This window comes from Streptomyces sp. AMJ-169, assembly GCF_055597585.1.
In genome coordinates, this window is sequence record NZ_JBVLTJ010000015.1 from 166,868 (window position 1) to 180,107 (window position 13,240).

The 13,240-nt window shown below is 67.9% G+C and carries 14 protein-coding genes; 9 read left to right on the forward strand and 5 right to left on the reverse strand.

All coding sequences use genetic code 11. From position 1 onward, the window contains the following. The first annotated feature begins 179 nt into the window (after positions 1-179). Positions 180-656, forward strand: coding sequence for a DUF1707 and DUF4190 domain-containing protein (locus ACYUD3_RS31430; RefSeq protein ID WP_470977301.1), 477 nt, complete (start codon positions 180-182; stop codon positions 654-656). Here ACYUD3_RS31430 and ACYUD3_RS31435 read toward each other — a convergent pair. Next, complete coding sequence (locus ACYUD3_RS31435; protein WP_470977304.1) at positions 653-1,909, reverse strand: hypothetical protein; 1,257 nt, start codon at positions 1,907-1,909, stop codon at positions 653-655. The two genes, ACYUD3_RS31430 and ACYUD3_RS31435, sit on opposite strands and share 4 nt — an antisense overlap. 71 nt (positions 1,910-1,980) lie before the next feature. Here ACYUD3_RS31435 and ACYUD3_RS31440 point away from each other — a divergent pair, with 71 nt between their 5' ends. The 6 genes from ACYUD3_RS31440 (at position 1,981) to ACYUD3_RS31465 (ending at position 8,932) form a co-directional block, all read left to right on the forward strand. Next, the gene (locus ACYUD3_RS31440; protein WP_470977307.1) at positions 1,981-2,958 is read left to right on the forward strand and encodes a glycosyltransferase family 2 protein; all 978 of its coding nucleotides are present in this window, start codon (positions 1,981-1,983) and stop codon (positions 2,956-2,958) included. Positions 2,959-3,217: 259 nt separating this feature from the next. After that, entirely contained in the window at positions 3,218-3,589 is a 372-nt protein-coding gene (rpsL, locus tag ACYUD3_RS31445; RefSeq protein WP_003948652.1) for a 30S ribosomal protein S12, read from the forward strand. Positions 3,590-3,591: 2 nt separating this feature from the next. Next, complete coding sequence (gene rpsG / locus ACYUD3_RS31450; protein WP_355869282.1) at positions 3,592-4,062, forward strand: 30S ribosomal protein S7; 471 nt, start codon at positions 3,592-3,594, stop codon at positions 4,060-4,062. A gap of 39 nt (positions 4,063-4,101) precedes the next feature. Then, positions 4,102-6,231: an elongation factor G gene (fusA, locus tag ACYUD3_RS31455; RefSeq protein WP_470977310.1), complete on the forward strand. Its 2,130-nt coding sequence runs from the start codon at positions 4,102-4,104 to the stop codon at positions 6,229-6,231. A 155-nt stretch (positions 6,232-6,386) separates the two neighbouring features. Further along, a complete protein-coding gene (tuf, locus tag ACYUD3_RS31460) occupies positions 6,387-7,580 on the forward strand; it encodes an elongation factor Tu (RefSeq protein ID WP_470977312.1) in 1,194 nt (397 codons plus the stop codon). A 224-nt stretch (positions 7,581-7,804) separates the two neighbouring features. Then, positions 7,805-8,932, forward strand: coding sequence for an acyltransferase family protein (locus ACYUD3_RS31465; RefSeq protein ID WP_470977315.1), 1,128 nt, complete (start codon positions 7,805-7,807; stop codon positions 8,930-8,932). 20 nt (positions 8,933-8,952) lie between these two features. Here ACYUD3_RS31465 and ACYUD3_RS31470 read toward each other — a convergent pair whose 3' ends face one another. The 3 genes from ACYUD3_RS31470 to ACYUD3_RS31480 all read right to left on the reverse strand — a co-directional run bounded on the left by ACYUD3_RS31470 (position 8,953) and on the right by ACYUD3_RS31480 (position 11,127). Further along, a complete protein-coding gene (locus ACYUD3_RS31470) occupies positions 8,953-9,555 on the reverse strand; it encodes a Uma2 family endonuclease (protein WP_470977318.1) in 603 nt (200 codons plus the stop codon). A gap of 49 nt (positions 9,556-9,604) precedes the next feature. Next, complete coding sequence (locus ACYUD3_RS31475) at positions 9,605-10,357, reverse strand: helix-turn-helix domain-containing protein (protein WP_470977321.1); 753 nt, start codon at positions 10,355-10,357, stop codon at positions 9,605-9,607. A gap of 290 nt (positions 10,358-10,647) precedes the next feature. Next, positions 10,648-11,127, reverse strand: coding sequence for an ATP-binding protein (locus tag ACYUD3_RS31480; protein ID WP_470977324.1), 480 nt, complete (start codon positions 11,125-11,127; stop codon positions 10,648-10,650). Between the two features lie 164 nt (positions 11,128-11,291). Between ACYUD3_RS31480 and ACYUD3_RS31485 the strand changes: the two genes are divergently transcribed. Continuing rightward, positions 11,292-12,170 carry a helix-turn-helix domain-containing protein gene (locus tag ACYUD3_RS31485; protein WP_470977327.1) on the forward strand — a complete coding sequence of 293 codons (879 nt, stop codon included), beginning with the start codon at positions 11,292-11,294 and terminating at the stop codon, positions 12,168-12,170. Further along, on the forward strand, positions 12,167-12,451 hold the full coding sequence (locus ACYUD3_RS31490) for a DUF397 domain-containing protein (protein WP_470977330.1): 285 nt from the start codon (positions 12,167-12,169) through the stop codon (positions 12,449-12,451). The genes ACYUD3_RS31485 and ACYUD3_RS31490 overlap by 4 nt, the downstream gene beginning before the upstream one ends. A 111-nt stretch (positions 12,452-12,562) precedes the next feature. Here the strand turns inward: ACYUD3_RS31490 and ACYUD3_RS31495 are convergent, their stop codons facing one another. Further along, positions 12,563-13,147, reverse strand: coding sequence for a hypothetical protein (locus ACYUD3_RS31495; protein WP_470977333.1), 585 nt, complete (start codon positions 13,145-13,147; stop codon positions 12,563-12,565). Positions 13,148-13,240 lie beyond the last annotated feature (93 nt).

Below are 13,240 nucleotides of genomic sequence, written 5' to 3' on the forward strand. Positions count from 1 at the left end.
AGCGGCCACTCCCTCAGGGGGGTGGCCGCTCTCGCGTGTGAGGAACGTCTGGGGAACCGAGTCCGAAGTCTCCGCGTTAAGGGATGATGTGGGGGGAAACCCGAAGTGCCGTCCCGGGGGAGGTGCCAGTGTCCTATCCGACTCCATGGCAGCCGTGGCAAGGAGGCCAGCAGCCGTCGATGCTCGCCTCGCACGCCGACCGCGAGCGGGCCGTCGATGTGCTGCGGGCCGGGTTCAGCGAGGGGCGGTTGCAGCAGGACGAGCTGGACAAGCGGACGGCCCGGGTCTATCAGGCGCGGACGATCAGCGAGCTGAGCCTGATCGTCGCGGATCTGCCCCAGGGGCCGGCCCCCGTCCAGCAGTTCGCCGCGCCCCAGCCCCCGCAGCCCTACGTCCCCCGGACCTTCCTGCCGGCCCCGCCGCCGACCAACAACAAGGCGGTCGGCTCGCTGGTCTGCGGAGTCCTGACGACGATGACCGCCGGCCTCACCGGCGTCCCCGCCGTCATCCTGGGCCACTCCGCCCGCTCCGAGATCCGCCGCACCGGCCAGGGCGGTGACGGCTATGCGCTGGCCGGGCTGATCCTGGGGTGGCTGTCGGTCGCGGGGTGGACGGCGTTCATCCTGCTGGCGATCCTGCTGGAGGTGTCGTCCTAGGGGATCCCCAGCTCGAACATCAGGTAGTGCGCGTACCAGCCCGACGCCAGCGCCGCCGTCCCGAACAGCACCGCCAGGCTCGGCCACTTCAGGCGGGACAGGGCCGCCGCCGGGGCCAGGAGCAGGGGGAACACCGGCAGGAGGTAGCGCGGGGTGTTCGAGAACATCTGCTGGGTGCCCAGGACCGTGATGACCGACGCCAGCGTGTACGCGACCAGGACCAGCGGCGGCTTCTTGCGCAGCATCAGCGCGATCAGGAACGGCAGCAGCAGAACCACCTGGACCGCCAGCATGTCCGGCACGCTGACGGCGAAGAGGTAGTTGTTCTTGCCGATCGCGGTGTTGCCGAGCACGTCCAGGGTGTACGAGCCGTAGTCGAAGTAGTGCGCCCAGCCCTCCTTCTGGAGCCGGAAGTAGGCGGTCAGGTCACCGGCACCGACACCGACCCAGGTGACGTAGGTCAGCAGGCCGAGGGGGGCGACGACCATCGCGTACACCGGGCCCGCGACGCCGTGTTCGCGGCGGGTCTGCGGGCGTACGAGCGTCACGATCGCCGCCAGCCCGACCGCGCCGATCAGCGCCGCCGACGTGGGGCGGTTCAGGCCCGCCACGAAGGCCAGGAGGCCCGCCGCCGCCCAGCGGTGCTTCAGCACGCACCAGCAGGTCCAGGTGGCGATCGCCACGAACAGGGACTCCGAGTAGACCGCCCACTCCACGCCCGCGCCGGGGAGCACCGCCCACAGGCCCGCCGCGATCGTCCCGGCGCGGTGGCCGGCCAGCGTCGAGATCACCGCGTAGACGCCGGCCGCCGCCACGAAGGACGCCAGCACCGAGACCAGGATCGCCGAGCCGTACAGGCCGAGGCCGGTGACCTCCGAGATGCCGCGGATCAGGGCCGGGTAGAGGGGGAAGTAGGCGACCGAGTTCTGCTGGACCGTGAAGAGGCCGCCGGGGGCGAGCTGCTGGAGGGGGCCGGGGGAGTAGCCGTGCTCGGCGACCTGGAGGTACCACCAGCCGTCCCAGGTCCCCAGCACGTCCCACCAGTGGGCGCCCCCGCCGAAGCGCGGATTCTTCGCCTTGTAGTCGCCGGCCGCCTCCAGCAGCGCGGCGAAGACGGTCAGCCCGACCAGCTTGCAGACGCCGTACAGGCCGAGCGCGGGAAGGTACGGGCGCAGCCCGGCGGGGACGGTGAGGCGGCGCCGGGCCCGCGGGGCGTCGGGCTCGGCGAGGTCGGTGGCGGTGGCCGTACTCATATCAAAGGGTCCCCCTAGGCATAAGATCGCACCAGAGTCGCACATCCGCTCCACAGGCTGGGGAGGGGCGCGTGGATACTGACGACGACATAGCGGCCGGGCTCTCGGTCGTCATACCGATGTTCAACGAGGAGGAGGCGCTGCCCGCGCTGGTCAGCCGGGTGCGGCCGGTCCTCGACGGGCTCGGGACGGGGTACGAGGTGGTCGCCGTCGACGACGGGTCCACCGACCGTACGGCCGAGCTGCTGGCCGCGTTCCGGCTGGGCTGGCCCGAGCTGCGGATCATCCGGCTGCGCCGCAACTCCGGCCACCAGGCCGCGCTGACCGCCGGTCTGGACCGGGCGGGCGGCGCGTACGTCGTGAGCCTCGACGCCGATCTCCAGGACCCGCCGGAGAAGATCCCCGAGATGCTGGAGCTGGCCCGCGCGCAGGGCCTCGACATCGTGTACGGCGTCCGCGCCGACCGGGCCAGCGACTCCGGGTTCAAGCGCTGGACGGCGGGCCTGTACTACCGCCTCGTACGGCGTCTCGCGGGCCCCTCCGTGCCCGCGCAGGCCGGCGACTTCCGGTTGCTCAGCCGGGCCGCCGTGGACGCCCTGAAGGCCCTTCCCGACCAGCAGCGCGTCTACCGGCTGCTGGTGCCGTGGCTGGGCTTCCCCAGCGGGCAGGTGACGTACGAGCGGGCGCCGCGCACCGCCGGGCGCAGCAAGTACCCGCTGGGGCGGATGGTCCGGCTCGCCGTCGACAGCGTCACGGGCTTCTCGGCGGCCCCGCTGCGGATCGCGACCTGGCTCGGGGGCGTGGCCTTCCTGGTCTGCCTCGCCCTGATCGGCTACACCCTGTGGGCGCACGCGTACGAGGAGACGGTCCCGGGGTGGACGTCCCTGTTCATCGGGGTGCTGTTCATCGGGGCGGTGCAGCTGATCTGTGTGGGGCTGCTGGGGGAGTACGTGGGGCGGATCTATACGGCGGTGCAGAACCGGCCGAGCTATTTCATAGGGCAGGACACGGGGGAGCCGGTGCGCAAGGGCAGCCGTAGCTCCGCCTGAAAGCGCCCGGCGTGTCGTGCCGCAGGTATTCGTTTTGACCGGAGTCGGTGTGCTGGGTACGCTCAGACCTTGTGCCTGGGGTGTGCCCTGGCTCCTGTGCGTGCCTTTCCACCGCACACGGGCCGCGTGCGGCCACCGCGATCCGCGCCCCTTCTCCGCCTCGGCGGCGAAGGTCTGCCGGATCCGACACACCCGACCGCGTGGGTCGGCGGTGTTCCAGGTTAGCTTCACCATTCGGCACACAGAAACCGGAGAAGTAGTGCCTACGATCCAGCAGCTGGTCCGCAAGGGCCGGCAGGACAAGGTCGAGAAGAACAAGACGCCCGCTCTTGAGGGTTCCCCTCAGCGTCGTGGCGTCTGCACGCGTGTGTTCACGACCACCCCGAAGAAGCCGAACTCGGCCCTGCGTAAGGTCGCGCGTGTGCGTCTGACCAGCGGGATCGAGGTCACCGCTTACATTCCGGGTGAGGGACACAACTTGCAGGAGCACTCCATCGTGCTCGTGCGTGGTGGCCGTGTGAAGGACCTGCCCGGTGTTCGCTACAAGATCATCCGCGGCTCCCTTGACACCCAGGGTGTCAAGAACCGCAAGCAGGCCCGCAGCCGCTACGGCGCCAAGAAGGAGAAGTAAGAATGCCTCGTAAGGGCCCCGCCCCGAAGCGCCCGGTCATCATCGACCCGGTCTACGCCTCTCCTCTGGTGACCTCCCTCATCAACAAGGTGCTGCTGAACGGCAAGCGCTCCACCGCCGAGCGCATCGTGTACGGCGCCATGGAGGGCCTGCGCGAGAAGACCGGCAACGACCCGGTCATCACGCTGAAGCGCGCGCTGGAGAACATCAAGCCGACGCTTGAGGTCAAGTCCCGCCGTGTCGGTGGCGCCACCTACCAGGTGCCGATCGAGGTCAAGCCCGGTCGCGCCAACACGCTGGCGCTGCGCTGGCTGGTCGGCTACTCCCGCGCCCGGCGCGAGAAGACCATGACCGAGCGTCTGCTCAACGAGCTTCTCGACGCTTCGAACGGCCTCGGTGCGGCCGTCAAGAAGCGCGAGGACACGCACAAGATGGCCGAGTCCAACAAGGCCTTCGCGCACTACCGCTGGTAGTCGCAGTCCACATCGAGACCGAGAGAAGACTGAAGCCTTATGGCTACCACTTCGCTTGACCTGGCCAAGGTCCGCAATATCGGGATCATGGCCCACATCGACGCGGGCAAGACGACCACCACCGAGCGCATCCTGTTCTACACCGGTGTGTCGTACAAGATCGGTGAGGTCCACGACGGTGCTGCCACCATGGACTGGATGGAGCAGGAGCAGGAGCGTGGCATCACGATCACCTCTGCTGCCACCACCTGTCACTGGCCGCTCGAAGACGTCGACCACACGATCAACATCATCGACACCCCGGGTCACGTCGACTTCACCGTCGAGGTGGAGCGTTCGCTCCGTGTCCTCGACGGCGCCGTGACGGTGTTCGACGGTGTTGCCGGCGTGGAGCCCCAGTCCGAGACGGTATGGCGTCAGGCGGACCGCTACGGCGTGCCGCGCATCTGCTTCGTCAACAAGCTCGACCGCACGGGTGCCGAGTTCCACCGCTGCGTCGACATGATCGTCGACCGGCTGGGCGCGGTCCCGATCGTCATGCAGCTCCCGATCGGTGCCGAGGCCGACTTCCAGGGTGTCGTGGACCTCGTCCGCATGAAGGCCCTGGTCTGGTCCGCCGAGGCCACCAAGGGTGAGATGTACGACATCGTCGACATCCCGGCCACGCACACCGAGGCCGCCGAGGAGTGGCGCGGCAAGCTGGTCGAGACCGTCGCCGAGAACGACGAAGAGATGATGGAGCTGTTCCTGGAGGGCCAGGAGCCCACCGAGGAGCAGCTGTACGCGGCGGTCCGCCGTATCACCATCGCCTCCGGCAAGGGCGGCGACAGCGCCACGATCACCCCGGTGTTCTGTGGTACCGCGTTCAAGAACAAGGGCGTCCAGCCCCTGCTCGACGCGGTCGTGCGCTACCTGCCGTCGCCCCTGGACATCGAGGCCATCGAGGGCCACGACGTCAAGGACGCCGATGTCATCGTTCAGCGCAAGCCGTCCGACAGCGAGCCGCTCGCGGCGCTGGCGTTCAAGATCATGAGCGACCCGCACCTCGGCAAGCTCACCTTCGTGCGCGTCTACTCCGGCCGTCTCGAGTCCGGCACCGCCGTGCTCAACTCGGTCAAGGGCCGCAAGGAGCGCATCGGCAAGATCTACCGGATGCACGCGAACAAGCGTGAGGAGATCGAGTCGGTGGGCGCCGGCGACATCGTCGCCGTCATGGGCCTGAAGCAGACCACCACCGGTGAGACGCTGGCCGACGAGAAGAACCCGGTCATCCTGGAGTCCATGGACTTCCCGGCGCCGGTCATCCAGGTCGCCATCGAGCCCAAGTCGAAGGGTGACCAGGAGAAGCTGGGCGTCGCGATCCAGCGCCTCGCGGAGGAGGACCCGTCCTTCCAGGTCCACACCAACGAGGAGACCGGCCAGACCATCATCGGCGGTATGGGCGAGCTGCACCTCGAGGTGCTGGTCGACCGGATGCGCCGTGAGTTCAAGGTCGAGGCCAACGTCGGCAAGCCGCAGGTCGCGTACCGCGAGACGATCCGTCAGGCCGTCGAGCGCGTGGACTACACCCACAAGAAGCAGACCGGTGGTACCGGTCAGTTCGCCAAGGTGCAGATCGCGATCGAGCCGATCGAGTCCGGCGACACGTCGTACGAGTTCGTGAACAAGGTCACCGGTGGCCGTATCCCGAAGGAGTACATCCCTTCGGTGGACGCCGGTGCGCAGGAGGCCATGCAGTTCGGCATCCTCGCCGGTTACGAGATGACCGGTGTCCGTGTCACCCTCATCGACGGTGGCTACCACGAGGTCGACTCCTCCGAGCTCGCCTTCAAGATCGCCGGTTCGCAGGCGTTCAAGGAGGCCGCGCGCAAGGCGAAGCCCGTGCTTCTCGAGCCGATGATGGCCGTCGAGGTCGTCACGCCCGAGGACTACATGGGCGATGTCATCGGTGACATCAACTCCCGCCGTGGCCAGATCCAGGCCATGGAGGACCGTAGCGGTGCCAAGGTCGTCAGGGGCCTGGTCCCCCTGTCGGAGATGTTCGGCTACGTCGGCGACCTCCGCAGCAAGACGTCGGGGCGCGCAAGCTACTCGATGCAGTTCGACTCCTACGCCGAGGTTCCCCGGAACGTCGCCGAGGAGATCATCGCGAAGGCCAAGGGCGAGTAACGCTCCGCGTTCCCACGCCGTAGGCTAGACCCCGGTGCCTCACGGGCTGTTCCTCCGTATATGCGGCGGAATGGCCCGGGTCCGGGACCAACCAGCAAAGATCACCTGGCGCCGATCCCAATCTAGGCGTACAGCACACTCCACAGGAGGACCCCGTGGCGAAGGCGAAGTTCGAGCGGACTAAGCCCCACGTCAACATCGGCACCATCGGTCACATCGACCACGGTAAGACGACCCTCACGGCCGCCATTACCAAGGTGCTGCACGACAAGTACCCGGACCTGAACGAGGCCTCGGCCTTCGACCAGATCGACAAGGCGCCGGAAGAGCGTCAGCGCGGTATCACCATCTCCATCGCGCACGTCGAGTACCAGACCGAGGCGCGTCACTACGCCCACGTCGACTGCCCCGGTCACGCGGACTACATCAAGAACATGATCACGGGTGCCGCGCAGATGGACGGCGCCATCCTCGTGGTCGCCGCCACCGACGGCCCGATGCCGCAGACCAAGGAGCACGTCCTCCTGGCCCGCCAGGTCGGCGTCCCCTACATCGTCGTCGCCCTGAACAAGGCCGACATGGTGGACGACGAGGAGATCCTGGAGCTCGTCGAGCTCGAGGTCCGTGAGCTCCTCTCCGAGTACGAGTTCCCGGGCGACGACCTTCCCGTCGTCAAGGTCTCCGCGCTCAAGGCTCTCGAGGGTGACCCGGAGTGGGCCAAGACCGTCATCGAGCTGATGGACGCGGTCGACGAGAACATCCCGCAGCCCGAGCGTGACGTCGACAAGCCGTTCCTGATGCCGATCGAGGACGTCTTCACGATCACCGGTCGTGGCACCGTCGTCACCGGTCGTATCGAGCGTGGTGTCCTCAAGGTCAACGAGACCGTCGACATCATCGGCATCAAGACCGAGAAGACCACCACCACGGTCACCGGTATCGAGATGTTCCGCAAGCTGCTCGACGAGGGCCAGGCGGGCGAGAACGTCGGTCTGCTCCTCCGTGGCATCAAGCGCGAGGACGTCGAGCGCGGCCAGGTCATCATCAAGCCCGGCTCGGTCACCCCGCACACGGAGTTCAAGGCCACGGCGTACATCCTGTCCAAGGACGAGGGTGGCCGTCACACGCCGTTCTTCAACAACTACCGCCCGCAGTTCTACTTCCGTACCACGGACGTGACCGGCGTCGTGACCCTCCCCGAGGGCACCGAGATGGTCATGCCGGGCGACAACACCGACATGCTGGTCTCCCTGATCCAGCCCGTCGCCATGGAAGAGGGCCTGAAGTTCGCCATCCGTGAGGGTGGTCGTACGGTGGGCGCCGGCCAGGTCACCGAGATCGTCAAGTAGTGATCTCGAGCTGCTAGGCAGTTCATCGGGAGGGCCCGTACGACTTCGGTCGTGCGGGCCTTCTCTGTGCTTCGGGTTCGCTTCTGGTTCGCCGGGTCAAGTGAAGGCTTGTCCAACGGAGTCGGGCGTTCCGGTGAGGGGTGGGGCAACTTCCTTGTGGGGTGGGGGATTTGGGTGCTGGTGTTACCTGTGGGGTGGTTGTGGGCTCCGTAGGGTGGCGGGCGATGACTGGGCTCACCTTCCCCCGCCGTACGTCCGTACCCGCCGCCGCTCCCGCTCCCGCTTCCGCTGTGCGCCAGCGGCCCCGGCTGTACGCCGTCGACGGCATCCGGCTGCTGGCGGCGCTGCTGGTGGTCGTCCATCACTACGCGGGGACCGCGCGGCTGGACCGGCCGGGGAACTCCGTCTGGGGGCGGCCCGTCTCGGAGATCATGCCGACGGTGTTCCGCGTGGCGTCGTACGGGTGGATCGGGGTCGAGATCTTCTTCGTGATCAGCGGGTTCGTGATCTGTATGTCCTGCTGGGGGCGGACGCCGAAGCAGTTCTTCGTGTCGCGGGTGATCCGGCTGTACCCCGCGTACTGGTTCGCCGTGCTGTTCACGACCGCCGTGCTGACGCTGCTGCCCGGGGTGTGGGAGGCGATGGAGCTGCGGGACGTGCTGCTGAACCTGACCATGCTCCAGTCCGGCTCCGGGGTGGGGAACGTCGACGGGGTGTACTGGACGCTCTGGTCGGAGCTGCGGTTCTATCTGCTGTTCCTGGTGGTGGTGGTGTCCGGGCTCACGTACCGCAAGGTCGTCGTCTTCTGCTGCGGCTGGGGCGCGGTGGCGATGCTCGCGCCGGCCGCCGGCTCCCCGCTGCTCGACCTGATCGTCAACCCTGACGGGGCCTGGTACTTCATCGCCGGGCTCGCCCTGTACCTGATGTACCGCTTCGGCCCGGATCTGCTGCTGTGGGGCATCCTCGCGATGTCCTGGCTGATGGGGCAGAAGGAGCTGGGGTCGCGGGTGGACGGGGTGGAGCATGTCTCGTCGTGGGCGGGGGCGGTGCTGATCTACACGGCGTTCCTGCTGACGATGGTCGCGATCGCGCGGGGGTGGGCGGACCGGGTGCGGTGGCGGTGGCTGGTGACGGCGGGGAGTCTGACGTATCCGCTGTATCTGCTGCACTACGCGGCGGGGACGGCGGTGATCGCGCGGCTGCGGGGGGAGATGGACGCCCGGCTGCTGGTCGTCTCGGTCACCGCCGGGTTCCTGCTGCTCAGCTGGGTGGTGCATCGGGGGGTGGAGCGGCCGGTGGCGGGGGTGCTGAAGAGGGGGTTGGAGTCGGCGTTCGGGCGGGTGAAGGGGTAGGGGCTGACCGGGAGGTCCTGTCAGGGCTCGGGGTCGTAGCGGGGGAGGCCGTCGGTGGAGATCGTCCAGTCGGCGATCGTCACGTCCTCGCCGTAGACGAAGTCCTTGCGGGTGGCGTAGCGGGGGCCTTCGGGGGTGGGGTGGATGTCGGTGAAGACGGCGCCGGTGGCGGTGCGGGGGTCGAAGACGGCGTAGACGGGGATGCCGAGGAGGGGGTAGTCGCGGAGCTTCGTCGTCCAGTCGTTCTCGGGGTTGGAGCGGGAGACGATTTCGATGGCGGCGATGAGGGCGTGGGGGTCGGTGGAGCCCTGGGCGCTCAGGTCGGCCCAGGCGATCACCGTGATGTCGGGGTGACGCATGATGCCCTCGGGCTTGTCCTCGACATCGGGAGTGCCGGTGTGGGCCAGCAACTCCTCGGGCAGCAGCTTTTCCAGCCGTCGGCTGATGCGGGCTGCCGTGGCCTCGTGCGGGCCGCTGGGCGCCATCATGTCGTGGACGATCCCTTCCTTGGTGATCTCGAATTTGCCGGGGACGGTGTCGTCGATGGAGTCGAGGAAGTCCCTCATGGCCCGGTAGTGAGGAGAAGCGTTCTGCTGCCGTGCGTCGTCCGGTGCGATGGTCATAGCGCTCGCTCCTCGTTCGTGCCCGGGGGCAAGGATCGTCGCTTTCATGCTAGGCGGCCTCCTGAGAATCGGGTCCGCACGCCGTGCAGTACGTCCCCTCCGGTGCCCTGTGCGCTCGTTCGCAGCCCTCGCAGGTCGTCAAGCGGTGTGCCGCTGCGGGCCTCGGCGGGGGCTCCGGGGGGAGGTGGTCCGTCAGGCGGTGGGCCAGGAGGGAGGGGGCGTGGTGCACGCGGGTGGGGAGGTTGGCCGTCAGGGTTCTTTCGAGGGTGGGGAGCGTTGCTCCTCGTTCCAGCCATGCCGTCACCGCCGGGGTCAGGCGGGTCACCTCCTTGGCCGGGAGCAGCAGGCGGGCGTCCCTCAAGTGGAGGGTTCTCAGGAACACCCTTGCCGTTTCCTCCAGTTCCGGGGCAGTCCCCCTCGGCTCCGGGAGCGGCGGCTTCGGCTCCCGCTTCTTCGGCTGCTCCTCCTCCGGCCGCTCCTCCTCCGGCGGCTGCATCTTTGGCGGCTCCTCCTCCACCCGCCCCGGCCGGTTGTACGACACCGTCCTGCTCACCACGCTCCCCGACGGCAGCCGCTCCTTGAAGCGGTGCAGGTAGCCGTGGGTCTCCAGCTCCCGCAGGGCCGCCGCGATCCGCATCTCCCCCTCGGGGAAACGCGCCGTCAGCGTGCGGATGTCCACCTTCGCGCCGGTCGGCAACGACTGGATGTGGACCGCCAGCCCGATCGCCAGCCCGCTCAACTCCGGGTGCTGCGCGAGGTGGTTGCCGATCACCGTGAAGTGGGAGGGGTGGCGGGAGGTCACGTGCGTTACACCCCTTGGGGCGAATCGCCGGGGAAGGGGCGGACCCGCGTACGCGCGCACGCTAGGGTTCTCTTCATCCATCGGGAAGTTGCTGCTTCCTTGTTGGTCAGGCCCCCGGCCGGGATTGCTACTCCCGCCGGGGGCCGACTTGTCTGCTCTGCGTTTGCCGTGAGCATAGGGCCGACAACAGCCCCGAAATCCAGCCCAGTTCGCATAAGTCACCCATCCGGGTGACGCCGCCCCACGGGAGGCTGGAGGGGTCTGGCAGGAAGTACTTTCCCCCGTGCCTATCAGGGGGTGACCTCTTGACCGGCCGGGGCCTCGTGCACCGGAACCCGGGTTCCCGCGACCCGGTCACCCCGCACCCGGACCTCCGCCCACACCGTCTTCATCGGCGCCGGCCCGAACCACACCCCCCACCGCTCCGACAGCGACTCGACCAGCTTCAGCCCCCGCCCGGACTCCGAACAGGGGCTCGGATAACCGACCTTGGGCTTACGGTCGTCCCGCGTATCGATCATCTCGATGCGCAGCAGATCGTCCACGACGTACATCAGGCACCGGAAGTCCCTGCCGGGCACCCGGCCATGCGTCGCCGCGTTCAGCGCCAGCTCCGCCACGATCTGCCGGGCCGGGTCCAACGGGAGCCCCCAGGACCGGAGTTGTTCGGTACAGAGCAGCCTTGCCAGCCGCGCGCCTCTGCGGGTGGAGGAGAGCTGGACGTGGAAGCTGAGGGGTGGGGTGGCTGGAGGGGGAGTTTGTTCGTTCACGTCACTCAGCGTGGGGGTTTCTGGCTACCGTAAACAGTGACTTCATGACTGCGTACGGTGACTGTCTTGCCGTTGTCCTGCCCTGTCTTGGGGGGTCTATGGGGGGATGTGGGTACTACGCGTCGCGGGGGAGTCACAGTGCGGAGCGAAAGGCGGGCTTGTCGGTGGAAGAGGTCACGGGACCACAGGGCGAGGGCAACAACGGTGACGATGAGCCGGGTTGGGCGCTCGATCCGGACGACGAGTGGGGGAAGAAAGTCCTCGAAACCGCTGGGGTGCAGATCAGGACGTGGCGCGAGATCAGGGGAATGAGGGCAGTCGACTTCGGCCGGAAGGTCGGCTACAGCGAGGACATGGTCTACAAGCTGGAGCGTGGGGACCGGATTCCCAACCTTGACTTTCTCGATGTCGCTGACCGGGTCCTGGAGGCCAAGGGGACGATCACGGCTCTCAAAGAGAACGTTCGGAAGGTCACATACCCCAAGAAGGTGCGGGACTTGAAGGCCAACGAGGGCAAGGCCGAGGAGATCGGGGTGTACGAGAACAACATCATTCCGGGGCTGTTGCAGACGCCGGAGCACGCAGAGGCGCTACTGCGAGCCTTCAAGCCGACCTACCCGGAGAAAGAGGTCGAGAGGCTGCTGGCGGCACGGATGGCACGTAAGTCGGTCTTCGAACGGGACCCGGCTCCTTCGATGCACTTCGTGGTGGAGGAGGCGCCGCTGCACCGCCAGATTGCGGGCACAATGGCCTGGAGGCGACAGCTCGAACACCTGCTGGAGGTGGGGCGGTTGCACTTCGTCAGCCTCCAGGTCATGCCGACCAACTCCGACCCTCATCCGGGGCTGGACGGCAGGATGGAGCTGCTGAAGTTCAAGGACGCCACGTCGGTGTGCCGTGCCGACGGCCTCTTCTATGGACGGCCTACTGGCGACCCCAAACAAACCCGCATCATCGACCTGCAATATGGCACGATCCGAGCGCTGGCCCTCTCGCCCCGGGAGTCGCTGGCCTTCATCGAACGACTGCTGGGAGCAACATGATCCGCAAGGCCCTCGCCGGTGACTTCTCCGAACTGGCGTGGTTCAAGAGCAGCTACAGCGGTGGCACCAACGGCGAGTCCTGCGTCGAGGTCGCGCTGGACTGGTGCAAGAGCAGTTACAGCAGCGACACCGGTGGCCAGGACTGCGTAGAGATCGCCAAAACCCCCTGCCACATCCACATCCGCGACTCCAAGCTCCCCTCCAGCCCCGTCTTCAACGTCGGCCCCGAGACCTGGTCCGCCTTCGTCACCTCGGTCACGGAGCCTCGTATCGACGTCTGAGACCCTCGGCGCGTCCTGCGGTGTCGTTGGACGCGCTCCGGGATGGACCTCGCCGAGCACGCCGTGCGGCAGCAGCTCGGCACCGGGGATCTCGGCATCGTCGCCGTGAGGTCAGCGGCGTCGTAGCGAGCGTTTGTGGAGGACCGCCAGGGCGTACGCGACCCTTGGGTCCAGCCGGCGGGGGTCGTGGCGGTAGTGCTTGCGGATGCCCTGGTAGGCGAGGGCCGTGCGGCCCCGCGTGCGCCAGCGGGCGTGGGCCGGGCGGTCGGTGTCGGGGACGTCCGCGTCCTCCAGGAGGAGCGCCAGCGTGATCCGGACCGCCAGGCGTACGGGGTGGAGGAGGACGTGGAGGAGCCAGCCGTGCCAGGTGCCGACCCTCGTCGTCAGGGCGTGCTCATGGGACGGGGTCGTCAGTTTCCAGTGGGCGCGGCTGCGCAGGAAGCGGGCCTCGCGGTGGGTGATGCGGGCCAGGTGGGTGCCGTCGGGGGCGGTGACCACGTACGTGCGCGTCGTCTCCCGGGCCACCGTGCACAGGTGGAGTGCGGCCAGGGGGTCGTACAGATGGAACATCCTGTGCGGGCCGGGGGAGAGGACCACCCTCGCGAAGGGGGCGCCTCCGAAATTTCGGAGGTGGAACTCCTCGGTCTCCGAGACCCGGAAGCGGTACGGCCTGCCCGTGTGTTTGAGCCGCGTCACCTTCCGGGTATCCTCCCCGACTCGATTGGCGGAGCCGGTGCCCCGTATGGCAGACTAGCGGGGTTGCTCGGTCGAGTGTTGATGCTGTGCGCC

What these genes read in the sequence shown, in the direction of transcription:
- ACYUD3_RS31430 (WP_470977301.1), top strand. Translation starts at nt 180, where the DNA reads ATGCTCGCCTCGCACGCCGACCGCGAGCGGGCCGTCGATGTGCTGCGG.
- ACYUD3_RS31435 (WP_470977304.1), bottom strand. Translation starts at nt 1,909, where the DNA reads ATGAGTACGGCCACCGCCACCGACCTCGCCGAGCCCGACGCCCCGCGG.
- rpsG (WP_355869282.1), top strand. Translation starts at nt 3,592, where the DNA reads ATGCCTCGTAAGGGCCCCGCCCCGAAGCGCCCGGTCATCATCGACCCG.
- fusA (WP_470977310.1), top strand. Translation starts at nt 4,102, where the DNA reads ATGGCTACCACTTCGCTTGACCTGGCCAAGGTCCGCAATATCGGGATC.
- ACYUD3_RS31465 (WP_470977315.1), top strand. Translation starts at nt 7,805, where the DNA reads ATGACTGGGCTCACCTTCCCCCGCCGTACGTCCGTACCCGCCGCCGCT.
- ACYUD3_RS31470 (WP_470977318.1), bottom strand. Translation starts at nt 9,555, where the DNA reads ATGACCATCGCACCGGACGACGCACGGCAGCAGAACGCTTCTCCTCAC.
- ACYUD3_RS31490 (WP_470977330.1), top strand. Translation starts at nt 12,167, where the DNA reads ATGATCCGCAAGGCCCTCGCCGGTGACTTCTCCGAACTGGCGTGGTTC.